We start from the raw sequence: 23,794 nt of genomic DNA, 5'->3' as shown, positions 1-23,794 counted from the left end.
ACGTTAATGTAAAAATAGGTATAATCATACCTACACCAAATAGGCTATCTATTTTATATATTTGCACCCTTAACCATAACCCATCTATGAGTCTTTTAAAATTTCTAGTCAGCAAAGCATTTGTAAAACAAATTGTACTTGCTATCATCATCATCATCGCATTAGTATTTGTTACTAGATGGTGGTTAGGAAGCACCACAAATCACGATGAGCGCATTGCGGTGCCTAATGTAAAAGGGATGACGCTTGATCTAGTCTCTCAAGAACTAGAAAATGCAGATCTGCGTTACTTTATTATAGACAGTGCAAATTTTAATCCTGACTATCCTAAGTATTCTGTGATTGATCAAGAGCCTAATGCTGGAAAATTTGTAAAAGAAAACAGACAGATATACCTTGTATTGAATCCATCTGGGTTTCAAAAAATGACCATCCCTCCTATTGTAGGTAAAACACGCCGCCAGGCAGAACCTTCATTAAAGGCGTTAGGATTTGAGATAGGAAAAGTAACCTATGTAGACTGGATAGGAAAAGACGAAGTAAGAGATATAAGACACAAAGGAAAGAGAGTGAAAGCTGGAGATAGACTAGAAAAAACTTCTGTTATCGACCTAGTATTAGGTAATGGTAAAGGTGACTACCGCGACGCTATTTCTGATGACTCATCAGACGAAAACTAAACAATGAACGAAGAACAATTTATAGGTCCAGAACCTCAAGACGACGAACTTTACGAGCACTACAGTTTTACTGCTAGTAAAGGTCAAGAACCATTACGTGTAGATAAATTCTTAATGAATTTTGTAGAAAATGCTACCCGTAATAAAATCCAGAAGGCTGCCAAAAATGGTAGCATTCAAGTAAATAATATTGTTGTAAAACAAAATTATAAAGTAAAAGCAGGAGATGTTGTGCGTGCCATGTTTGAGCACCCACCACACGAGTTTTTACTCACTCCAGAAGATATTGATATCGATGTGGTTTATGAAGACGACCAACTTATGGTAGTCAATAAACCTGCAGGAATGGTGGTGCACCCAGGTCACGGTAATTACTCTGGAACGCTCATCAACGCACTTATTCACCACGTAGATAACCTGCCTAACAATTCTAGTGATAGACCAGGGCTTGTACACCGTATAGATAAAGACACTAGTGGTTTACTGGTAGTTGCCAAAACAGAACAAGCAATGACCCACCTCTCTAAGCAGTTTTTTAATAAAACGACAGAGAGAGAATATGTTGCTATCGTATGGGGTAATTTAACAGAAGACGAAGGAACAATCGAAGGAAATATAGGTCGTCACCCAAAGAACAGGTTACAAAACACCGTTTTTTACGGCGACGAAGAAGATCAAGGAAAACCAGCGGTTACTCATTACAAAGTAATAGAGCGCTTGGGCTATGTAACACTCGTGAGCTGTAAGCTTGAGACGGGACGTACGCACCAGATACGTGTGCACATGAAGCACATAGGACACACCTTATTTAACGATGAGCGTTATGGTGGTAATGCTATCTTAAAAGGCACCACTTTTACTAAGTATAAACAGTTTGTAGATAACTGCTTTAAGATTTTACCACGCCAGGCACTGCATGCAAAGACATTAGGTTTTGTACATCCTACTACCGGAGAATACAAACGTTTTGAAACCCCAGTACCAGAAGATATGACTGGCTGTATAGATAAGTGGCGATCTTATGCTACGCACAGTAAGGAGCAATAGTTGAACTACGCTTTCGCGAAAGCTGATACTACAAACTCATAATTACATCAAAAGCGAGTCATTGTTTAAAAACAGTGACTCGCTTTTTTTATGCTTTCTGTTGACAAATCTGTTATTTAAAAATATGGTTTAAAGAGTGTTGTGAGGTGAAAGCTTGTATATTGATGATTGTAATTATTAATTAACAGCATTCAATAAAAAATTAAATACGGCTTTTTATTGAACTCGAAATAGGTATTTAAATGAATCCTGGAACAGTATCAAAAATTTTGTGGCATTTTACTGGAGGTCCTCTTTGGAGTGAGAGTCTTAGTAAACAAGAAGATGAACCGAAACCTATGAACTTAAGTTTTGACGTGCTAATTAAAATTCTCAAATCAAAACAACTTCGTGTAAGTAATTATTCAGAGTTAGTGCGAGTAATAGTTCCTGAAATGTTATTTTGGAATTCAGAACAACAAAAGGTTGATAAAAAACATAATGTTGAAAAAATCATAAAATCTTCACCAGTTTGTTGTTTAGCTGACATTCCTATTCAGCATCTTGATTTTCATTCAAAACGGTACGGGAAATTTGCAATTGGTTTTCATAGACAATCTGCAATAAAACATAATTTCAATCCTGTACTTTACAGTTTAATTGACTCCCCTATACTATCATCAATTTTTTCTGGATTATCAACTATTAATTCATCTACAGAGACATTTTACATAAAGAAAGATATCAATGAAATTGATAAAATTCTAGGCGGCATACAAAAGAAAGTTAATGAGTCAGACAACAACAATTCTAGCCTCTACAAGGAAGACTTTGATTTTAAAATCGCTATTGAAGAAGAAATAGAAGCTTTAGAAAGTCATATTGATAAAGCAAAAAAAAGCATAACAGATTTTGTAGCGTTTGTTAAGACTTTTACAGAGGATGAATTCAACTCAATCTACTGTGAAAGAGAGTGGAGGTCAATCGCACCTTATAATTTTACAATTGAGGATATAGCTATTATCGTACTTCCTAAAGAGGGCGGGTTTTTTAAAAAACTTATCGATCTAGACATAATACCAAAGTATATTTCTATAATTGCTTGGGAGGATTTAGTCGAATACTAAAATCAATTCCTGCAATAGCACAACACACATTCTCACCCAATCCCACCATAGTCAAAAACAATAGCAACTACTGTGTGTAATGCACATAATTGCTAACTTTGATGTCAAAGAAAATTACTTATGAAAATCGTTGTTTCTCCAGCAAAGTCACTCAATTTTGAATCAAAACTTCCTACTACAAGAGCTACGCAACCGCAGTTTCTTGAAGAGGCAGAAAAGCTTAATAGTAAACTCTCAAATACTACAAAGAAAGAGATTCAAGACTTAATGCACATTAGTGAGAAACTGGCAGATTTAAACTACCAGCGTTATCAAGATTTTACAACACCTTTTACAAAAAGTAATGCGCGACCAGCGGTTTATACTTTTGATGGCGATGTGTATACAGGTCTTGATGCATACACGATCCCAACAGAAAAATTAGACAAACTTCAAGACACGCTAAGGATCTTAAGTGGTATGTATGGAATATTACGCCCACTAGATTTAATGCAGGCTTACCGTCTTGAGATGGGAACTAAGCTAGAATACTACAACACTAAGAACTTATATGAGTTTTGGGGAGACACGCTTACTAATCGTCTTAATGAGGAATTAGAAGATGATGAGCTTTTTGTTAATCTTGCGAGCCAAGAATACTTTAAAGCAGTACAGCCTAAAAAACTTAAGGTTCCCGTAATCACGCCTATCTTTAAAGATTTTAAAAATGGTAAACTAAAGATTATTGCTTTTTACGCAAAAAAAGCACGTGGCTCGATGGTGCGTTACATTATCGATAAAGATGTAAACAGCATAAAAGATCTTAAAGGATTTGATTATGACGGCTACGCATACAGCGCAGAGGAGTCTAATGAAGATAAAAACGAATTTGTATTTACAAGGTAATTGTCTACAATGACTAAAAACCCATCACAGAGGAATCTATGATGGGTTTTTTACGCTCTGGAAAATATCTTATAATACTAGAACAACTACTTATCCTTCTGCATTTTCGCAGCATCCTTAGCTTTCTTCCTGCCTTTTTTTCTTCTTTTTGCGCCAAAAGTTCCGCGGCTTATTTTTCCTCTTCTTGATTTTTTATCTCCTCTTCCCATATCCATATTTTTAGTTATTCTCAAGGTAGCATTTTTCAAAAAGAACCTATTTTAAAATTCTGTTAATCATCTGCCTACACTATCTTTATAAATAAAAAGTATCACTATGACGTATTACATTCTTATTGCGCTACAACTGGCATGTGCTTACCACGTTTACAAGAATAAAAATAGTTTTTACTGGTACTTTGCTATCCTCCTATTGCCTGCCATAGGCTGCCTAGTATATGTAATCGCTCAGATTTTCAATAAAAAGGATGTTGCTGTCGTTCAAAAGGAATTTACAGCGGTTATTAACCCTACTAAAAAGATAAGCCAACTAGAAAAGAAAGTAGAATTTTCTGACACGTATTCTAATCGTGTGGAGCTAGGCGATGCATTACTTGCGATAGGCAACTTTAAAGAGGCAGCGATTCAATACGATAGTGTTTTAAAAGGAAGTCAGAAAAACGATTACTATGCAAACACACAATTACTACTTGCTCTTTTTGAGCAAGAAAAGTATGATGAAGTAATTGCCATAGGTGAGAAAATGAGCGCCGTCTCAGATTTTGAAAAGTCGCAAGCACAGTTTAAATATGGGCTCGCCTTATCAAAAACTGGGAAAGATGATGAGGCAGAAGTTATCCTTAAAAAAATAGATCAGCGATATTCTAATTATCCTGAGCGCGTGCAACTCTCAAAATTTTATATTGAAAGTAAGATGCAATCTAAAGCGCTAGAAGTTCTACACGAGATGCAAGAAGAGTTTTTAAACCTTACTACACCCAATAGAAAACTACACAAAAACACTTTTATAGAAGTAGAAAGACTTGTTGCTGCGACACAATCATAATGTCTGTTTTTAAACATACACATCCTTATCCACCGTTTAATATTGAGAACGCCACAAAACTCATTGTAGGCACACTTCCTCCTCCTAGATTTACAGATGGCACTCTTAAAACGGGAGATGTAAACTTTTGCTACGGCAGTATTGATGGGCAACTATGGCCTATTTTAAATAAGATTTTCAATCTCAATCTTACTTTTGAAACTACAGAGCAAGCCATTCAAGAGCGCAAAGATTTTCTCATATCTCGTAATATTGGTGTTTGTGATATTGTCGCTTCCTCAGAGCGCATTAAAATAGACGCTTCAGATATCGGTATGACTAACGTGACGCTTAGAGATATTTTCGGTTGCTTAAGCAAATCGCCTAAAGTGGAAACACTATTATTCACAGGAGGAAATAGTAAAAACGGCCCTGAGTATTTCTTTAGGAAAGCTTGCAAAGAAAAGGATGTAAAGTTAAAAGTGGTAAGCAGCGAAGTACCCCGAGTACATCAGTTTCAATGGCAAGGACGCACTATTAAAACGGTGTCTCTCACTGCACCTTCTGGAGCGGCAAACAGAGCCGTGGGCAGTCTTGCTCTATACAAACAACTCAAAAGGGAAAATCCACAATTCAATACGATAGACTTCAGAGTCTTGCAATACACTCCTTTCTTTTAATTTTTTTACGCTTTCGCGAAAGCGTAACTCAAACACTATACATCCAAAAATAACTTACTTTTTATTTTTGAGCCAATTTGTATCTTCACACTTCAAGTACAACCAAATGAAAAGACTTTTTTTACTCCCACTACTCGCCATTATCATAAGTTGTGGTGACACAAAAGATAATCCAGAAAATAAAGACTTCACTACGCGTTTTGAAAAAAGCGGAGGTACAGAAACGCCAACCTACCAAGAAGTCATCGCTTTTTATAAGGATCTTGATACTGCGTATCGCTCTATTAAAACCTATGAAGTAGGCACGACAGATGCTGGCGAACCGCTCACGCTAGTTACTTTTAATCCTAATCGAAGTTTTGACAGTGAGTTTTCTGACGATAAAGATGTGCGTCGTATTCTCATAAATAATGGTATTCACCCTGGCGAGTCAGACGGGATCGATGCTACTATGATGCTCATGCGAGATCTTGCACAAGGAAAAATAGAAGCTCCAGAAAATACATGGGTAAGTGCGATTGCAATTTATAATGTAGGTGGCGCTCTTAACCGTAATAGCGGGACGAGAACCAATCAGAATGGACCAAAAGAATATGGTTTCCGCGGAAATGCTCAAAACTATGATCTTAACCGTGACTTTATAAAGCGTGACACAAAAAATGCTGCCGCTTTTGCAGAAATTTATCACATGATTGAGCCAGATGTTTTTATAGATAATCACGTAAGCAATGGCGCAGATTATCAATACACGCTCACACATCTCTTTACACAACACAACAAACTAGGAGGAGCATTAGGTGACTACGTACATGATGAGTTCCAGCCTATGCTAGAGGAAGACCTTAAGACAAAAGACTGGGAGATTACTCCTTATGTGAACGTCTTTAATAGCACTCCAGAAAAAGGCTTTAGCCAGTTTATGGATTACCCACGCTACTCGACGGGTTTCACCTCGCTATGGAATACTATAGGGCTTATGGTAGAAACCCATATGCTCAAACCCTACAAACCTAGAGTAGAAGGAACGTACGAGCTGATGAAAAGCATCTTGAAAATCACTGCCGAAAACGGCACGAAGATTAAAGAAATGCGTGAAGGTGCTTTTAACGCTTTCGCGAAAGCGGAAACCTATCCTGTACAATTTGAGTTAGACACCACAAAAACCACCACTCTAGACTTCTTAGGATATGAAGGAAAGATGCAACCTAGTGAAGTAACCGGGAAGGAACGTCTTAAATATGACGTTAATAAACCTTTTACTAAAAAAGTGACGTACTACGATTATTTCAAGCCTACAAAGGAGGTAACGATACCAAAAGCATATGTAATCCCAAGGGGTTACAGAGATGTTGCGCTTATCTTAAAGGCAAATGACATTAAGTTTGATCAGCTTAAAAAGGACACGACATTTGTAGCTCAAGTATATCATATAGACACCTATGAAACTCGAAATAGCCCTTATGAAGGTCATTATTTACATTACAACACCAGTTTAAAAACTTCTGAAGAAGAAGTTACCATACCAAGAGGTGGTTACATAGTGCCTACAGACCAGAAAGGAATACGCTACATTCTAGAAACGCTAGAGCCAGAGGCGACAGATAGTTTCTTTAACTGGAACTTTTTTGACACCATATTACAACAGAAGGAAGGCTTCTCTCCATATGTATGGGAAGATAAGGCTCAACAATTTCTTGAGACCCACCCTAAAATTAGAATAGAGTTTAATCTCAAGAAGTCGTTAAATCCTGATTTTGCTAATAACTGGTACGCTCAGCTAGATTGGATTCATAAAAAATCTTCTAGTTATGAGAAGGCACACCTACGCTACCCTATCGTTAGGATGCTTAATTAAATATTCTTTAGGAAAGATAAGCTTGATATTTTCGTAAGATTTATCAAGCGCTTTCTGTGATTTTTCAAAGTTGAGCCACTTGGCTTTCTTAATACCTTCCTTTGCTTGCGGCACTAGCTCGTCTGTGCAGCTTGTGTGCATTTCAAACCAGAAGGTCTCCTTAAGACGGAACTCTCCATTACGTTTAAAAACGTGGTAAGTAATTTCCAGTGGCCTTTTAATAGTAAGACCAGTCACACCAGTCTCCTCCTCTACTTCTCTAATAGCACAGTCCTCTATATCTTCTTTTTTCTCGATTTTACCTTTAGGTAAGTCCCAGCGACCGTTACGATGTATAAAAAGAATTTCTTTTTTATCGTTATATACGAGTCCGCCGCCCGCTATTACAAGTTTAAGTTTCTTGCGCAGGTGCTTGAGTAACTTCTCTTCCTTAGGGTGGTAGAGGTTAATATATAACTGTTCTCCATCATATAATTTCTTGATCAATTTCTTGATCTTGACCTTCTTTATGGAGATGGTTTTATAGTTCTTCCCTATTACCTTTTCTGTAGATAGAATAATAGGAATATCATTCACAAAAACTTTATACATTTGCAGTATGATTTTAGACAAAGAAACGGCAAAAAAAACTGCCGAATTGCTTTTGCAAATTAATGCAATAAAATTACAACCGCAAGAACCTTTTACATGGGCTTCTGGTTGGAAATCCCCAATTTATTGTGATAACCGCATCACACTATCGTATCCTCCTATTAGAAACTACATTCATCAAGAAATGGCAAAGCAAGTAGAAAATATCTACGGCAAGCCAGATGCTATTGTGGGTGTTGCTACAGGAGCCATAGGTATTGGTATGCTTGTTGCAGATTATCTCAACGTACCATTTGCTTATGTACGTCCAGAGCCTAAGAAGCACGGGCGTAAAAACCAGATAGAAGGTCATCTAGAACCTAACAGCACTGTTGTGGTGATAGAAGATCTTATTAGTACAGGTAAGAGTAGCCTTATGGCAGTAGAAGCTCTTAAAAATTCTAACATGACGGTAAAAGGAATGCTTGCCATCTTTACCTACGGTTTTGATACCGCTACTAAGAATTTTGAAGAAGCTGGAGTTACACTAAACACACTTAGTGATTACTCTCATTTACTACTACAAGCTAGGGACACAAATTTTATTACCGAAGCACAACAAGAAACGCTAGAAAACTGGCGTAAGAGCCCGTCAACCTGGGAAAAATAATATTAAAAAAACCTAAATGAATTTAGAAAGCCCTGTAAAGACGCTCAACAAGTCACAAGAAGAAGTTTATAATTTCTTAATGAACATTGAGAACTTTGAAAAATTGATGCCAGAGAATACTAAGTTTGAAAAGATAAGCGATACACGTTTCCTTTTTGGACTTAAAGGTATGCCAGAAATAGTATTAGACCTTAAGGAAGGAATCCCTCATAGTAAAGTAGTACTAGGGGCAGCAAGTGATAAAATACCTTTCCAACTTACTGCAGATATTAAAGAACTAGCAGCAGATAAAACTGAGGTACAACTTCACTTTGAAGGAGAATTTAACGCCATGATGGCGATGATGGTTAAAGGACCTATCACAAAGTTTATAGGTACACTTTCTGATAATATGGATGTAATTGCATAACGCAGTTTAAATTCAATATTTCGCAAAAATCAAAGAAGTCCTACAATCTTGAGCAATCTCGATGGTAGGACTTTTTTATATGCTTATTTTTACATAATAAATTCAATAATATGGCAGACATAGAGAAGCTAGAAGCATTTGTAACCCAAGTGCGTAGAGATATCGTACGACAAGTACACAAAGTAAGTTCTGGACACCCAGGCGGATCATTAGGATGTGCCGAATTTATTTCGGTTCTCTATCAAGAGCTTATGGAACGTAAAGAAGGTTTTGATATGGACGGTATAGGAGAAGACCTCTTCTTCCTTTCAAACGGGCATATCTCTCCAGTTTTTTATAGTGTATTAGCTCGTTCTGGATATTTCCCAGTCGAAGAGCTTAATACTTTTAGATTACTCAACTCTAGACTACAAGGACACCCTACTACACATGAAGGGCTTCCTGGAGTGCGTATCGCCTCTGGATCACTAGGTCAAGGATTAAGTGTTGCGGTAGGTGCAGCTCAAGCAAAAAAACTTAACAAAGACAACCACACTATCTATACCTTAATGGGAGACGGTGAATTGCAAGAAGGTCAAAACTGGGAAGCAATTATGTATGCTTCGGCAAAAAAGGTTGATAATATTATCGCTACCGTAGATCTTAACGGACAGCAGATAGATGGTAGTACAGACCACGTATTAAACATGGGAAGCGTTCGTGCAAAATTTGAAGCTTTCGGGTGGATTGTTCTTGATATCGAGCAAGGAAATGATGTAGAAGCTATTGTAAAAGGAATGAATCAAGCCAAAGATCTTTCTGGAAACGGAAAACCAGTTTGTGTATTATTACACACAATCATGGGTAACGGTGTAGACTTTATGATGGGCACACACGCGTGGCATGGTAAAGCTCCTAATGATGAGCAACTCGCGAGTGCTCTAGCACAGAATCCAGAAACTTTAGGCGACTACTAAACCTTTTTCTTATTACGCTTTCGCGAAAGCGTACCAAAAATCATTACAATGAAAACATACGAAAATACAGGCAGTAAGGATACAAGATCAGGTTTTGGAGCTGGAATGACAGAATTAGGAAGAACAAATCCTAATGTCGTTTCTCTTTGTGCAGATCTTATAGGTTCTCTGAAAATACAGACGTTTATAGATGAAAATCCTGAACGTTTTTTCCAAATAGGAATTGCCGAAGCAAATATGATGGGTATCGCAGCAGGACTTACTATAGGTGGTAAAATTCCTTTTACAGGAACTTTTGCAAACTTCTCTACGGGTCGTGTTTATGACCAGATTAGACAGTCTATCGCATATTCTGATAAGAATGTAAAAATCTGTGCATCTCACGCAGGTCTTACCTTAGGTGAAGATGGTGCTACGCACCAAATTCTTGAAGACATCGGACTCATGAAGATGTTACCAGGGATGACAGTAATAAATACGTGTGATTATAACCAGACCAAAGCGGCTACTATAGCTCTTGCAGATCACGTAGGGCCAGTTTATTTACGTTTTGGACGTCCAGTAGTAGCTAACTTTACTCCAGAAGATCAAAAATTTGAAATAGGGAAAGCAGTACAATTACAAGAAGGTAATGATGTAACTATTGTTGCGACTGGCCACCTAGTATGGGAAGCGCTTGAGGCTTGCAAAGTACTTAACGAAAACGGCATCACAGCAGATGTAATCAATATACACACTATCAAACCTCTAGATGCAGAGGCAATCATCAAATCTGTAAAAAAGACTGGATGCGTGGTAACTGCAGAGGAGCATAACTTTTTAGGAGGTCTAGGAGAAAGTGTAGCAAGAGAGCTATCTCTTACTCACCCTGTGCCACAAGAGTATGTTGCGACAGCAGATACCTTTGGAGAAAGTGGAACGCCAGCACAACTTATGGAAAAGTACGGGCTTAATGCTGATGCTATTGTAAAGGCTGTAGAAAAAGTAGTTGCTAGAAAATAATCAAACAACACAACCGTTTATATAAAAAGACATAGGCAGTATGATTGTAACATACTGCCTTTTTATTTGTCTCTTTATTAATCAATAAAACTTCAATTATGAAAAAAATCATTGTAGCAGTATTACTCTTATCAGGTATGACTGCATTTAGCCAAAGCGCTGGCTTCGGAATCAAGGGCGGACTCAATTATGGATCTGTAGGCGATCTAGAGTTTACCTCAGAATTTGCCGAAAGTACTTTTGACAAAGAAAATAAGTCTGGCTTTCATGCTGGTATTTATTACAAGGCAGTGTTTGCTGGTATTTTTATACAACCAGAACTGCTTTACACTAAAATTAATACAGAATATCAGAGCAATATTTCAGGCTCAAATAGTATTGATTATGAATTGTCAAAAATTGACATTCCAGTACTCGTAGGTTTCAATGTTATAGGTCCTTTAAATGTGAAGGCTGGACCTTCTTTTCAGTACATTATAGATGATGAATTTGACGGCATAGACATTGATTTTGAAGATCCGGAAAATTCATTTACTGTAGGCTACCAACTAGGTGCAGGGCTTTCATTTGGTAAGCTAGGAATTGATGTGAGATATGAAGGAGCATTTACAGACAATACCATTGTAACAGAAGCTCAGGCTGAAGATAATAGTGTAGGGTTTAAAGTAGATGCAAGACCATCGCAATGGATTTTAAGTTTATCGTACTCTCTTGATGGAGGGAACTAGCTTTAAAAAATTATAGCTTTTAAAATCGGGTATTCTTTATAAGAGTACCCGATTTTCTTTTTGGTATACCTTGTGCCTATTTTTAAGAGGAACATAAAACAAGTATTATGCTCAACCTCTAGCCTCGATGTAGAAATTTATAATCTACATATCGAACCACTTAACATCTTTGATAACCTTCTCAAATCACTTAATTCAGCATCAAAAATCAGTTCAAACAAAAAAAAGGCACATTGTTCAAACAATGTGCCTTTTAAGTATGTTTATTACGCTTTCACGAAAGCGTGTTTACATCCTAGCTATCTGCATCTAGATAATCAGGAGTACCGTCTCCATCTGTATCTGTATATGTAACAACTCCCGTTGTACTATTGATTACAATTTCATCTAGGGTATCTCTACCATCACCATCATCATCGCTATCTAGGTGATTGCTTATGCCGTCTCCATCTGTATCGATAAACGAAACTAAATTCCCATCCTCATCAAGTATGATTTCTAATCTAGTGGTTACACCATCATTGTCATCATCTGGATCTTGATATGCAAACGCAAAATCGTCATCTGGATTATCTGCTTCGTCAAAAAGAAAACCATTTCCATCCAAATCTTCATTGATAGATATAATCCCGTCACCATCATGATCTGTTATGATTACATCAAAAATTGAAAATGTGAATACAAGGGGACTATAAATCTCAACACTTCCAGGAGGTAGGTTAAAATAAGCTAGTCCACTAGGAATAAAAACAGCACCCACTCCGTAATCTTCATAGGTTGTTGTGCCATCCCCATTCTCTACTGGTCCAGCACCAGCTCCTTTAAAACCAGCAATACCATTTTGAAAACCGTCTATGGTCCCAGTGAGATCAAACCATACAGGATTAGGCGAGGAATCAAAAACACTACTATTTAAATTTCTACCTGTATATGTTACTAATGTAGAATCTGTGTAAGTAGCTGCCGGCTTCTCACTAGATCCTTGTCTTGCTGTAAGAATGTAAACCGTTTGATCTGTGTCAACACGATTATAAGTAATACTTGTTAACTCGGGTCTATCAATTATTGGAGTTTTATCACTATTTATCGAAGCAATAGTATCAAAACGTATTTTGTAGTCAAAATCTGCTGTAGGATTTTCAAACTCTTCATAATTATAAAAGTGTGTCTCTAAATACTCGCGTATTTCTGCATCATCCTCTATCGCTTGCTCTCCTCTATCAAGGGCAGCAACCGCTACGATACCATCATCGTCAGAGGGACAACCAACACATAGTAGTAAAACTATCGCTAAACCTAGGTAATTTCTTAATTTCATCAATTTTAATTTAAGGACTGCAAGATACAATTTTGATGTATTTTTGCACATTACTTTACCTTTATTAACGCGGTTTTACCCCTTTTTATATGAGAGTAGACAAATATTTATGGTGCGTGCGCTACTTTAAGACTAGATCTATAGCTACAGCAGCTTGCAAGAAAGGTCAAGTCAAAATTAACAACACCTCTATTAAACCTTCTCGAGACATATATCCTTCTGACACCATTTCTGTGCGTAAAAACCAAGTCACTTACGTACTAGAGGTCCTTGACCTACCTGAAAGCAGGCTAGGTGCAAAACTAGTAGGCATGTATGTGCGCGACAAAACTCCTAAGGAAAATCTTGAGAAACTAGAATTACTTAAATATTCAAAAGATTATTATCGTAAAAAAGGAGTGGGTCGCCCTACTAAAAAAGACAGAAGAAGCATTGATGAGATTTACAACAATGACGATTTTTTTAAAAGCGATGAAGAAGAATAGTAGGTTAATTGAATATCTTTAACCCATAAGCTAGCACAGATATGAAAGTTAAACTGGAGAAAATATTAGATCATCAAGCAATAGCTCATAAAACAAAGCGCATTGCCTTTCAAATCTACGAAAGCAATGCAAATGAAGAAGAAGTGATTCTAGCAGGCATTGCAGATAACGGTTACAAATTTGCCGAACGTCTCGCTATGGTTCTTGCAGAGATATCTCCTCTCAAGACAATTCTTTGTAAAGTGACTATGGATAAGAAAAATCCGCTAGGTACTGTACAAACGAGTCTTCCTGCAAGTGAATACCAAAACAAATCTGTAATTCTTATAGACGATGTTCTCAATTCTGGAACTACGCTCGTATATGGCGTAAAACATTTTCTTGATGTGCCATTAAAGAGATTTAAGACAGCTGTACTAGTAAATAGAAATCACAAAAAATACCCCGTAAAAGCAGATTTCAAAGGCATCTCTTTAAGTACATCACTTAATGAATCTGTAAAAGTCAGCTTTAGAAAAGGCAACGACACTGCTGTTTTAGAGTAGTTTCTCTAAAATTTCGGCAGTTAATTCTTCTGGTAATTGGGTTTCTACTTTAATCACAACATCCGCCTGGTTATAATAAAACCCTCTCTCAAATAAATGCTTTCTTATATAGTCTTCTAGATCTTCTAGTGATTGCATGCTCGCAATCAATGGGCGCTCCTCTTTTGCCTCCCATAATCTATTTGCAAGTACTTTAAAATTCCAATTAAGGTACATTGTCTTTGCATTTGCTTCTTTAATGAGCTCCAAGTTGTTTCCATAACAAGGTGTTCCACCACCTAAAGCGACTACTATATCGTCATCATTCTCATCAATTAACGCTTTTAGATGTCTTGTTTCGGCTTTTCTAAAATAAATTTCACCTTTATTTTTAAATATTTCTGAGATACTATTTCCCTCTGCCTCTTCTATATAGGTATCAAAATCTAAAAATTTGTAAGAAAGTGCTTCAGCGAGTAGTGGTCCAATGGTTGATTTTCCTGACCCCATGTACCCCATTAAAAAATATTTCATATGCGAACTTATTGAAAAACAAAGGTATATATTAAACTAAAAAAAAGAATGAAAATTTTATTTAAAAGGTTTGGAAATAAGAATTAATTAGATGTATATTTGCACCCGCAATGAGGCAATGACCTGGTAGCTCAGTTGGTAGAGCATCTCCCTTTTAAGGAGAGGGTCCCGGGTTCGAGCCCCGGCCAGGTCACTTGATAAGTGCAAACCTCCATCTTTTGATGGAGGTTTTTTTATGCAAAAAAAATTCAAAAAATAATTTCAGATTATGCTTTGAGTTTCGAAAGAAGACTTTATATTTGCACCCTCGTTAAAATGACGACCTGGTAGCTCAGTTGGTAGAGCATCTCCCTTTTAAGGAGAGGGTCCCGGGTTCGAGCCCCGGCCAGGTCACTTTATGAGTACAAACCTTCATCACTAGATGAAGGTTTTTTTATGCTTTAAATTCAACAACCCTTAAAAATAGTTTTAGTTTCACTCTAGAGTCTCACAAGAACATTTTATATTTGCAGCCGCATTGATAAAATGCCGCTTATCTACCCGGGTGCTGAAATTGGTAGACAGGCACGGTTGAGGGCCGTGTGCACTAGTTGCGTGTGGGTTCAAGTCCCATTCCGGGTACAAAGAGAGTTAATCACATGATTAACTCTCTTTTTTATTACAATTCTTCCATAGATATTCCACAACCCATTAAGCGATAAGGCTTCAGAAGATTCATAAAACTAATTCCTACCTTAAATTATCACGCTTTCGCGAAAGCGTAACTACATTTTCATAAACTTTGTTTAAATTTTAATACTCATAGGTTAAACAAAATAATTTAATTCCATACTTTTACATATAAATAAGGAGTTTTATGAAAAATGCTGTAAAGACAAAATTTAGTATAAAGGACCTTGAAGGCCTAAGTGGCATTAAGGCACATACTATACGTATATGGGAAAAAAGATATGGACTCCTTGAACCACAACGTACGGATACCAATATTAGAACATATGCACTAAGCGATTTACAGAAATTACTTAATGTTGTGTTTCTTACGGAGCATAAATACAAAATCTCAAAAATTGCCCGTCACTCTACAAAAGAAATAGCAGCACTTGTTGCAAGCTTAATTTCTGAATCTAATGAGTCTAGTGAAAATCATGCTATCAATTCATTTAAGATAGCAATGATGAATTTTGATCAAAATTTATTTCATAAAACATACAATGCACTTAATGAGACGAAGCCCTTTGTAGATATATTTTATGAAGTCTTTATACCATTACTACACGAAATAGGATTGTTATGGCAAACGGACACCATAAATCCATCGCACGAGCATTTTATATTCAATCTCATCAAGCATAAAATTCTTATTAATATTGAAAAAACGCAAATCAGTGTCCCACCGTTAAAAGAGAAGACATTTGCGCTTTTCCTGCCTGAAAATGAAATACACGAGCTAGGATTATTATTTCTTAATTACGAATTGGTTTCTCACGGGTATAAAGTTATTTACTTAGGACAAAGTATTATGCTTTCAAATTTGAAATATCTATCAGTTAACCATCCTAATCTATCATTTGCATCTTACTTCACTGTTAATCCCTTAGAAAGTGAGATTCCTCAATACTTTGAAGATTTTAATGCTGTTTTTGAAAATCAGAAATTAGATTTATACGTATTAGGCGCAATGACTAGTAAAATAGATGAAACAAAGATCCCTTCAAATATTCATATTATGCTTAGCATAAGAGAGTTTGTAAATGTTATAAAACAGTCTACCCCATCATATGCATAAAAAAATTATAATCATAGGTTCTGGATTTTCCTCTCTATCTGCAGCAAGTTATCTTGCCAAAGCAGGAAACGAGGTTCATCTTTATGAAAAAAACAGTACGCTAGGAGGACGAGCAAGACAGCTCAAACGTGATGGATTTACCTTTGATATGGGACCTAGCTGGTACTGGATGCCAGACATTTTTGAGAAATTCTTTGGTGATTTTGGAAAGAAAGTATCAGATTATTACAGCTTAGAAAAACTGGATCCTGCATATCATGTTTGGTTTGCAGATGAGATTGTGACCATAGGTGACACCCTTGATAAAATTGCTATAGAATTTGAACGCATAGAACCGGGCAGCTCACCAGCATTAAAAAAATTCATCAAAGAAGCAGGGGTTAATTATGACATTGCTATTAATGATGTAGTAAATAAACCTGGCCTTTCTCCATTTGAACTAGTAACACCGGAGACTGCCGTACGAGTTGCACAATTTTTCAAAACGATAAGTGATGATGTGCGTAAAGCATTTAAAAATGAGAAGCTTGTTTCTATCTTAGAATTTCCAGTACTTTTTCTTGGTGCAAAACCAGACAAGACGCCTGCTTTTTATCGCTTTATGAACTATGCAGATTTTGGCTTGGGCACTTGGCACCCTAAAGGTGGTATGCATTCTGTTATTCAAGGAATGATCTCACTAGCCGGAAGTCTAGGTGTAACCATGCATACAGATGCAGGCGCATCAAAAATCATTGTAGAAAACGGAGTAACTAAAGGGATTGTTGTCAATGGAGAAACGGTTAATGCAGACATCGTAGTAAGTGGCGCAGACTATCACCATACAGAGACTTTACTAGAACCTTCGGATCGTCAGTATTCAGAGAAATATTGGGATAGCCGAGTTTTTGCACCATCTTCCCTCCTATTTTATGTAGGATTTGATAAGAAATTTGAAAAAGTCGCTCATCATAATTTATTTTTTGATACCGATTTTAATGAACACGCAAGAACTATTTATGATGATCTTGCTTGGCCTAAAGAACCATTATTCTACGCAAATTTTCCATCTATAAGTGATGATACTATGGCTCCAGCTGGTAAAGAAAATGGATTTTTCTTGATACCAATAGCACCAGGAGTAGAAGATACACAAGCACTTAGAGATAAATATTTTGACATTATAATGGAACGACTAGAGCGACTTTCTGATCAAGATTTTAGAAGTCACATACTATTTAATGAGTCTTTTTGCGTCAAGGACTTTATAAGCGAATACAACAGTTTTAAAGGAAATGCATACGGAATGGCAAACACTTTAAAACAAACTGCATTTCTTAGACCGAATTTAAGAAGTAAAAAAGTGAAAAATTTGTACTTTACTGGGCAGTTAACGGTTCCTGGTCCTGGAGTTCCTCCAGCACTTATATCTGGTAAGCTAACTTCCCAACTTATAGCAAAAATTAAAAGTTAATATGAAATCATTATTTGACACCGTTTCCAGAAGTTGTGCAAAGGTTGTAACCCAATCTTATAGTACTTCCTTTGCCAGCGCTACAAAGATGCTTGCGCCGTCAATAAGACAGGACATTTACAATATTTATGGTTTCGTACGCTTTGCAGATGAGATTGTAGACTCTTTTCATGATTATGATAAAGCGCTTCTTTTTGAGCGTTTTGACCAAGATCTTAAAAATGCGCTAGAAGACAAGATAAGCTTAAACCCTATTCTCAATGCTTTTCAAGAGACGGTGCACAAGTTTGCTATAGAACAAGAGCACATAGATGCTTTTATGAAAAGTATGCGTCTTGACCTTACAAAGTCAGACTACTTAACAGATGCAGAGTACAGAGAGTATATCTATGGAAGTGCAGATGTAGTAGGCCTTATGTGCCTTACCGTTTTTGTACAAGGAGATAAGGAGCAGTATGAATCTCTTAAGGAAAGCGCCATGAGTCTAGGCTCTGCTTTTCAAAAAGTAAACTTCTTACGTGATCTCAAAGCAGATTTTGAAGGACTAAGTAGAACCTACTTTCCAGATACAAATCTGCACGAACTTGACGAAGCTTCAAAGCAAAGCATCATTGCAGATATAGAAGAAGACTTCGCCAAAGGTCTTGCGGGAATCAACAGACTACCTATAGAAGCTAAGTTTGGAGTGTACACTGCTTTTAGATATTACAAAAAGCTGCTTACTAAACTCAAGAAAGTACCTTCTGCCGAAATTAAAAATACACGTGTACGAGTGCCAGATTATGTAAAAGCTAGTCTATTGGCTCGTAGCTATGTGAAATATCGTTTAAACCTCATTTAAATTTTACCCTATACTAATGCAAACATTTCTTTGGATACTCGTTTTTGTAATGACATTCGTCGTAATGGAATTTCTAGCCTGGGCAACACATAAATATGTGATGCATGGCTTTTTATGGTCACTTCATCAAGATCACCACCACAAAAAACACAACTCTTGGTGGGAAAAAAATGACCTCTTCTTTATTTTTTATGCCCTAGTTTCAATAGGCTGTTTCTTATTGTGGCAGTATGAAGGCGTGTGGATAGGCCTACCTATAGGCTTAGGTATTTTTGCTTACGGCCTTGCATATTTTGGCGTACACGACATCTTTATACACCAGCGATTTAAGTTATTTCGTAATGCAAATGGATGGTACGGTAAAGCGCTCAGACGTGCACATAAAATGCACCATAAACATTTAGGTAAAGGAGATGGAGAATCTTTTGGGATGCTCTTTCCTCCAGTAAAATACTTCAAGCAAGCGAGAGCAAGCAAGAGATAAAATATAAAAGACCACTGTAAAAGGTGGTTTTTTTTATGCTTTCGCGAAAGCAAAACAACACTCCTCTCAATTCCTTTTTCTAAGTTTGCAGCATGCAAATAACCTCATTAGTTACTGGTGGAGCTGGCTTTATAGGAAGTCATATTGCTCGTCATTTACTAGATTTAAATCATCAAGTCGTTATACTTGATGATCTCTCTGGTGGTTTTGAAGACAACATTCCAGAAGGCGCAACATTTATCAATGGCTCTATCACAGATGTCTCACTTATTGACGCTATATTTAATCAATATAATTTTGACTACGTATACCATCTAGCTGCATATGCCGCCGAAGGATTAAGCCATTTTATACGTAAGTTTAACTACGAGAATAACCTCATTGGGAGCATCAATCTCATTAATGCAGCGGTTAATCACAACATAAAGAAGTTCATCTTTACGAGCTCTATTGCTGTGTATGGAACTCAAGAATTACCGCTCAAGGAATCGCAAAAACCACAACCCGAAGACCCATATGGTATTGCAAAATATGCGGTAGAGATGGATCTCGATAATGCACATAAGATGTTTGGGCTAGACTATATTATCTTTCGCCCGCATAATGTGTATGGGCCTGGACAAAACATCGGAGATAAATATCGCAATGTGGTGGGTATATTTATGAATCAGATTTTAAAGGACGAACCGCTTACCATCTTTGGCGATGGAAATCAGACCCGTGCCTTTACTTACATAGATGACGTAGCTCCTTATATTGCGGCTAGTTACGCTTTCGCGAAAGCGGACAACCAAATCTTTAACATAGGCGCAGACACCGAAAACACGGTAAATGATCTAGCTAAAGAAGTAGGACTTGCTATGAAAAAAGAGGTAACCATCAACCATCTTGAAGAGCGCGAGGAAGTAGTACACGCCTATGCAGACCACTCAAAATTTACAGAAATCTTTAGCCCAAAGCCAGCCACAACACTTGCACAAGGATTACAAGAAACCGCAAAATGGGTAACTGAACACGGCGCGAGAGAAAGTAGTACTTTTGACTCTATAGAAATCACAAAAAATCTTCCAAAATCGTGGCAGTAAATCAACCCCTCGTATCTATCATAATGGCCGTAAAAGACACGGCTCCATATCTACACGATTGCATAAATTCCATTATAAACCAGACGTATCAAAACTGGGAACTTATTGCTGTAAATGATCACAGTACAGATGAGACTCCAGAGATACTTGCGGCATTTGCAAAGCAAGATGCACGCGTTCGTGTTTTTGACAGTAATGGCTATAAGCTCATCCCAACATTACAATGTGGATACAGAGAAGTACGCGGAACCCTGCTCAACAGGATGGACTCTGATGATAAAATGCCAGATTATAAAATTCAGCTTCTCGTAGATGAGTGGCATAAGTATGGAAAAGGGCACGTGATCGCTGGAGGTACAGAGCACTTTGTAGATGAAGGCGAGGTAGGTGACGGTTTTTTACGCTATGAGCGCTGGCTTAATGAAGTGGCAAGAACAAGCACACATTACCAGCAGATTTATAAAGAGTGCGTTATCCCGTCACATTGCTGGATGATTCATAAAGATGATTTTGATGCCGTAGGTGCTTTTGATCCTGTTATCTATCCAGAAGATTATGATTTGTGTTTCCGTATGTATAAACACGGGCTCAAAGTTATAGGGATAGATGCCATACTTCACCACTGGCGTGATCGCTCTAACCGTATCTCACGTACTTGGGATGAGTATAAGGACAATCGCTATTTTGATATGAAAATGCGTTTCTTCTATGAGATAGATCGTGATAACACACGACCACTCGTACTCTGGGGTGCCGGTCGCAATGGTAAGGATATGGCTAAAATTTTACAATCGTATAATGACACCTTTCACTGGGTTTCAAATAATGAGAAACAGATAGGTAAAGACATTTATGATGTACGTATGCAATCTTTTACAGATGTCCCATCTATAGAAAATGCGCAGATTATGATTGTAGTTTCTTCTCCAGATGGTAAGAAGGAAATACAAGCACTACTCGATGCCTGGGGCAAAGAAGCGGTTAAAGATTATTGGTTTTTTGCGTAGATAATTAATTTGAGATAATAACAAGTTCTTCTTGTGGAGCGATAAGATACTCCGCTCCATTTTCTCTTACTACAGCCATCTCCTCTACAGACATTGTTTTTACACCGCCGTCTGCTAGTTTCCAAGAGTGAAAACCGTCAAAGGCAAAGGTCATCCCTTCCTTGATCACTTTTTCTGAGGCTGGTCTCACGTGTGATGCTTGAGAACCTCCTAGATTAGGTCCTACATCGTGAGCGACATAGCCTACGGGGTGACCCGTGCTCCACATCACATAATCAGACCCTGCTTTTTCCATAAGTACGCGCTGGGCTCTATCTACATCTACTCCTTTTACGCCAGGTTGCATCGCAGCGAGTGCTGCCCTATTTCCAGCTTTAGAACTTTCCCAGTAGTGTATAATCTCATCTGGAGCCTCGCTCTCACCCTCTTTTAAAACATATGCAAATCGCTGTATATCTGTCACCCACCTGTCATATACTTTGATACCAAAATCTATTTGTATCACATCACCAGGCATAATTACTTTATCTGTAGCGTGCGAGTGCCCACGGTCTGGCCCAGAATTTACATTAGGATTTTGAGCAGGTGCCCATCCATCTGTCACGCCATACTCGGTCATTCTTTGTTTTAAATATTTTGCAATGTCTGCATCTGTAGATGTGCCAGGTACTACTTGCTCGTAGGCTTCAATCTGCCACTGGGCAGTTAGCTTTGCTGCTTTCTTTAAGATGGCAACTTCTTCTGGTAGCTTTATAGATAACCACTCATAGACAACCTCTTCAGAGGATACTAGTTTTGAGGTTTCGTCACCTAAGGCAGTAGCAATTTCTTCATACTGTGTATGCGTAAGTCCGTCTGCCATCACATTTTTTGAAGATGTGTTTACGGCAATACGTTTAAAATCTTTTGTTTTGATAAAATCTGAGGCTTGCTCAATAGCAGAGGTTCCTCGCGCTACACTCACGACCTCCTCGTGTATATCTAGGTCATCTAGCGCAGTTGCTTCTCCAGAAGGTGAGAATACCTTAGAATGAAACCCAGTTGCATCGTTGTAAAATAAAAACACGGCGGTGCCACCAGCATTTTCTCCTCCTATGTGATTTGCAATGGGGTCATTATTATTTTCTCTACAAATAGTCATCCAGCAATCTACCTCTGCAGTTTTGAGCGCTTGCGGTAATAGCTGACTAATACGTTTCTTTCTAATGTCTGGCCAAGGGTTTTCTCCCCAGTAAGATTCTGGGTTTATGGCAACTTCTGGTTCTTGTTGTTGAGCACAACTACAAACTAAAAAAATGGAAAGAAAAAAGAGTACAGGTTTAAGCATCGTATCAGTGTTATTTTCAGAGTAATATAGAAATTTTGTTCCTATCTCTAAAAATAAAATGATGCAAATTAAACTAGCCGCTCGCTATTAAAATGCCTCTGCAATCCCTAAGTAAAACTCACTAGAGCCTCTACCAAAACCTACATCAAAACGAAGATTAAGACGTTCTTCCTTATCTATCATAAAACGAAGACCACCTCCATAGGTAGGTTTTAAGTTCTTAAACTGAAAATCGCTCACATCATTATAGATATCACCTCCACCTGCAAACAATACAGCGCCAAAACGAGAGTTCTTAAACGTCTTTCTATATTCTACCTGGCTCGCCAGTAAATCTCTACCTACGTAACGGCCTTCTCTATAACCACGCATAATCTCACTACCTCCAAGAAACGAAAACTCAGAAAATGGTAAATCACCACGTGTGAATCTCCCAACAAAATTAACGGCAATTACATCCTCCTTATTTGCAAAAGGCTTCATATAGTGTCTAAGGTCAAAACGAGTTAGGTTAAAATTATGTGTACCTCCTAGCCCTTCAAAATATTGTCCTCTTGTAGCTTCTAAGTACCACCCATTATTTGAGTTTAGCACATTATTTCTACTGTCATAAAGTGATGCAACCTCAACACCTAGTGATGTAGAACCATCATAACCAGTAGGTCTGGTTTGATCTATTAGTCCGCCCTCTTCTATGTCGACTGAGTAAATGTGATTAAATCGCACACCAGCACCCACAAAAAGGTAACGTGTAAAAGCCTGTTTTAAAAAGATAGGCTCTACGAGCAACTGGTAATAATTATACTCCTCCTCTGCACTTTCTGGTGCGTTTGTGCCAAAACCATAAAACAGTCTTGGATAATTTTGAAAAAGGATATTACCTTCTATCACCCACTTCTCTTGATTCGTAAAAATCTCAAATCCTGAATAAATAAAAAACTGACTATTAAGTGTGTACTGCAGCGTTATAGGCATATTAGACACACGCGTCTCCTCTCCACTACCATTAAATTTAAACAGATACTTTGCTCCCGTTCCAAAGGCAAAATTTGTCTCTGGGCTATAACTCACAACGGGTGCTGCTATAAACTTAGATGCATATAGCGTAGAATCTTGCTCAACTGCCTTGTGGTTTGGGTAAAATGTAAAAAACTCTTTGATTTTTTCAAAATCCTGCGCTTGTGCAGTCTGCGTATTTCCTAAAGAAAAAAGAAGGATTACAACGGTATATATAATTTTCTGGGGGAAGTAGTTTACTCTCAAAATGCTATTTTTGGGTAAAGATACTGTAGACGGGAGTTATAGCCCGTGACAAGCTTTAGTTTTTGTGATAACATTA

At 37.5% G+C, this 23,794-nt stretch carries 26 protein-coding genes and 3 tRNA genes; 23 read left to right on the top strand and 6 right to left on the bottom strand.

What is annotated here, in order from left to right:
- Positions 1–86: 86 nt before the first annotated feature.
- From ACJJVU_RS05845 to yaaA, 4 genes are all read left to right on the top strand, one after another.
- Positions 87–680: a PASTA domain-containing protein gene (locus ACJJVU_RS05845; RefSeq protein WP_108876770.1), complete on the top strand. Its 594-nt coding sequence runs from the start codon at positions 87–89 to the stop codon at positions 678–680.
- 3 nt (positions 681–683) lie between these two features.
- Positions 684–1,727 (top strand): RluA family pseudouridine synthase, encoded by a 1,044-nt coding sequence (locus ACJJVU_RS05840; RefSeq protein WP_405223238.1) that lies wholly within the window; start codon positions 684–686, stop codon positions 1,725–1,727.
- Between the two features lie 242 nt (positions 1,728–1,969).
- Positions 1,970–2,833 carry an abortive infection system antitoxin AbiGi family protein gene (locus tag ACJJVU_RS05835; protein WP_339847748.1) on the top strand — a complete coding sequence of 288 codons (864 nt, stop codon included), beginning with the start codon at positions 1,970–1,972 and terminating at the stop codon, positions 2,831–2,833.
- A 120-nt stretch (positions 2,834–2,953) separates the two neighbouring features.
- Entirely contained in the window at positions 2,954–3,718 is a 765-nt protein-coding gene (gene yaaA / locus ACJJVU_RS05830; RefSeq protein ID WP_405223235.1) for a peroxide stress protein YaaA, read from the top strand.
- Positions 3,719–3,804: 86 nt separating this feature from the next.
- Here yaaA and ACJJVU_RS05825 read toward each other — a convergent pair whose 3' ends face one another.
- Positions 3,805–3,966 (bottom strand): 30S ribosomal protein THX, encoded by a 162-nt coding sequence (locus ACJJVU_RS05825; protein ID WP_405223233.1) that lies wholly within the window; start codon positions 3,964–3,966, stop codon positions 3,805–3,807.
- Between the two features lie 67 nt (positions 3,967–4,033).
- On the opposite strand from ACJJVU_RS05825, the gene ACJJVU_RS05820 reads away from it, so the two are divergent.
- From ACJJVU_RS05820 to ACJJVU_RS05810, 3 genes are all read left to right on the top strand, one after another.
- Positions 4,034–4,762 (top strand): hypothetical protein, encoded by a 729-nt coding sequence (locus ACJJVU_RS05820; protein WP_405223230.1) that lies wholly within the window; start codon positions 4,034–4,036, stop codon positions 4,760–4,762.
- Positions 4,762–5,421 (top strand): uracil-DNA glycosylase family protein, encoded by a 660-nt coding sequence (locus ACJJVU_RS05815; protein ID WP_405223227.1) that lies wholly within the window; start codon positions 4,762–4,764, stop codon positions 5,419–5,421. The genes ACJJVU_RS05820 and ACJJVU_RS05815 overlap by 1 nt, the downstream gene beginning before the upstream one ends.
- Positions 5,422–5,527: 106 nt before the next feature.
- Complete coding sequence (locus ACJJVU_RS05810) at positions 5,528–7,276, top strand: M14 family metallopeptidase (protein ID WP_405223224.1); 1,749 nt, start codon at positions 5,528–5,530, stop codon at positions 7,274–7,276.
- On the opposite strand, the gene ACJJVU_RS05805 is transcribed toward ACJJVU_RS05810, so the two are convergent.
- Complete coding sequence (locus ACJJVU_RS05805; RefSeq protein WP_405223221.1) at positions 7,244–7,867, bottom strand: NUDIX hydrolase; 624 nt, start codon at positions 7,865–7,867, stop codon at positions 7,244–7,246. The genes ACJJVU_RS05810 and ACJJVU_RS05805 overlap by 33 nt on opposite strands.
- Before the next feature lie 7 nt (positions 7,868–7,874).
- On the opposite strand from ACJJVU_RS05805, the gene pyrE reads away from it, so the two are divergent.
- The 5 genes from pyrE (at position 7,875) to ACJJVU_RS05780 (ending at position 11,611) form a co-directional block, all read left to right on the top strand.
- Positions 7,875–8,516, top strand: a complete 642-nt coding sequence (gene pyrE / locus ACJJVU_RS05800) for an orotate phosphoribosyltransferase (RefSeq protein ID WP_405223218.1) — start codon at positions 7,875–7,877, stop codon at positions 8,514–8,516.
- Between the two features lie 16 nt (positions 8,517–8,532).
- Complete coding sequence (locus tag ACJJVU_RS05795; protein WP_013751446.1) at positions 8,533–8,925, top strand: orotate phosphoribosyltransferase; 393 nt, start codon at positions 8,533–8,535, stop codon at positions 8,923–8,925.
- 110 nt (positions 8,926–9,035) lie between these two features.
- A complete protein-coding gene (locus ACJJVU_RS05790; RefSeq protein WP_013751445.1) occupies positions 9,036–9,881 on the top strand; it encodes a transketolase in 846 nt (281 codons plus the stop codon).
- A gap of 48 nt (positions 9,882–9,929) precedes the next feature.
- The gene (locus tag ACJJVU_RS05785) at positions 9,930–10,883 is read left to right on the top strand and encodes a transketolase family protein (RefSeq protein WP_405223214.1); all 954 of its coding nucleotides are present in this window, start codon (positions 9,930–9,932) and stop codon (positions 10,881–10,883) included.
- Positions 10,884–10,981: 98 nt separating this feature from the next.
- On the top strand, positions 10,982–11,611 hold the full coding sequence (locus ACJJVU_RS05780) for an outer membrane beta-barrel protein (protein ID WP_298328578.1): 630 nt from the start codon (positions 10,982–10,984) through the stop codon (positions 11,609–11,611).
- A gap of 295 nt (positions 11,612–11,906) precedes the next feature.
- On the opposite strand, the gene ACJJVU_RS05775 is transcribed toward ACJJVU_RS05780, so the two are convergent.
- Positions 11,907–12,929: an FKBP-type peptidyl-prolyl cis-trans isomerase gene (locus tag ACJJVU_RS05775; protein WP_405223211.1), complete on the bottom strand. Its 1,023-nt coding sequence runs from the start codon at positions 12,927–12,929 to the stop codon at positions 11,907–11,909.
- Between the two features lie 89 nt (positions 12,930–13,018).
- Between ACJJVU_RS05775 and ACJJVU_RS05770 the strand changes: the two genes are divergently transcribed.
- A complete protein-coding gene (locus ACJJVU_RS05770) occupies positions 13,019–13,414 on the top strand; it encodes an RNA-binding S4 domain-containing protein (protein WP_298328582.1) in 396 nt (131 codons plus the stop codon).
- Positions 13,415–13,455: 41 nt separating this feature from the next.
- Positions 13,456–13,959, top strand: coding sequence for a phosphoribosyltransferase family protein (locus ACJJVU_RS05765; protein ID WP_405223208.1), 504 nt, complete (start codon positions 13,456–13,458; stop codon positions 13,957–13,959).
- Here the strand turns inward: ACJJVU_RS05765 and ACJJVU_RS05760 are convergent.
- Positions 13,951–14,472 (bottom strand): shikimate kinase, encoded by a 522-nt coding sequence (locus ACJJVU_RS05760; RefSeq protein ID WP_405223205.1) that lies wholly within the window; start codon positions 14,470–14,472, stop codon positions 13,951–13,953. The two genes, ACJJVU_RS05765 and ACJJVU_RS05760, sit on opposite strands and share 9 nt — an antisense overlap.
- Positions 14,473–14,592: 120 nt before the next feature.
- On the opposite strand from ACJJVU_RS05760, the gene ACJJVU_RS05755 reads away from it, so the two are divergent.
- The 9 genes from ACJJVU_RS05755 (at position 14,593) to ACJJVU_RS05715 (ending at position 21,128) form a co-directional block, all read left to right on the top strand.
- Positions 14,593–14,665, top strand: a tRNA-Lys gene (locus ACJJVU_RS05755).
- Between the two features lie 127 nt (positions 14,666–14,792).
- Positions 14,793–14,865, top strand: a tRNA-Lys gene (locus ACJJVU_RS05750).
- 145 nt (positions 14,866–15,010) lie between these two features.
- Positions 15,011–15,093: transfer RNA gene (locus ACJJVU_RS05745), tRNA-Leu, on the top strand.
- Positions 15,094–15,328: 235 nt separating this feature from the next.
- Entirely contained in the window at positions 15,329–16,258 is a 930-nt protein-coding gene (locus ACJJVU_RS05740; protein ID WP_298328588.1) for a MerR family transcriptional regulator, read from the top strand.
- Entirely contained in the window at positions 16,251–17,711 is a 1,461-nt protein-coding gene (locus ACJJVU_RS05735) for a phytoene desaturase family protein (protein WP_405223202.1), read from the top strand. Before ACJJVU_RS05740 ends, ACJJVU_RS05735 begins: the two co-directional genes overlap by 8 nt.
- Before the next feature lies 1 nt (position 17,712).
- Complete coding sequence (locus ACJJVU_RS05730; RefSeq protein ID WP_298328592.1) at positions 17,713–18,552, top strand: phytoene/squalene synthase family protein; 840 nt, start codon at positions 17,713–17,715, stop codon at positions 18,550–18,552.
- Between the two features lie 16 nt (positions 18,553–18,568).
- Positions 18,569–19,036 carry a sterol desaturase family protein gene (locus tag ACJJVU_RS05725; RefSeq protein WP_013751435.1) on the top strand — a complete coding sequence of 156 codons (468 nt, stop codon included), beginning with the start codon at positions 18,569–18,571 and terminating at the stop codon, positions 19,034–19,036.
- Between the two features lie 92 nt (positions 19,037–19,128).
- On the top strand, positions 19,129–20,121 hold the full coding sequence (locus ACJJVU_RS05720; RefSeq protein WP_405223198.1) for an NAD-dependent epimerase/dehydratase family protein: 993 nt from the start codon (positions 19,129–19,131) through the stop codon (positions 20,119–20,121).
- Positions 20,112–21,128: a glycosyltransferase family 2 protein gene (locus ACJJVU_RS05715; protein WP_405223195.1), complete on the top strand. Its 1,017-nt coding sequence runs from the start codon at positions 20,112–20,114 to the stop codon at positions 21,126–21,128. Before ACJJVU_RS05720 ends, ACJJVU_RS05715 begins: the two co-directional genes overlap by 10 nt.
- Before the next feature lie 4 nt (positions 21,129–21,132).
- Here the strand turns inward: ACJJVU_RS05715 and ACJJVU_RS05710 are convergent, their stop codons facing one another.
- Together ACJJVU_RS05710 and ACJJVU_RS05705 are read right to left on the bottom strand one after the other, a co-directional pair.
- Positions 21,133–22,455, bottom strand: a complete 1,323-nt coding sequence (locus ACJJVU_RS05710) for a M24 family metallopeptidase (protein WP_405223192.1) — start codon at positions 22,453–22,455, stop codon at positions 21,133–21,135.
- A gap of 87 nt (positions 22,456–22,542) precedes the next feature.
- Positions 22,543–23,718, bottom strand: coding sequence for a BamA/TamA family outer membrane protein (locus ACJJVU_RS05705; RefSeq protein WP_405223189.1), 1,176 nt, complete (start codon positions 23,716–23,718; stop codon positions 22,543–22,545).
- Positions 23,719–23,794 lie beyond the last annotated feature (76 nt).

Origin of the sequence: Dokdonia sp. Asnod1-B02 (assembly GCF_045063955.1) — a bacterium.
In the GTDB taxonomy this organism is placed as follows: domain Bacteria; phylum Bacteroidota; class Bacteroidia; order Flavobacteriales; family Flavobacteriaceae; genus Dokdonia.
Note: the sequence above shows the minus strand (reverse complement) of the source record. Positions and strands in the feature narration are given on the sequence as shown.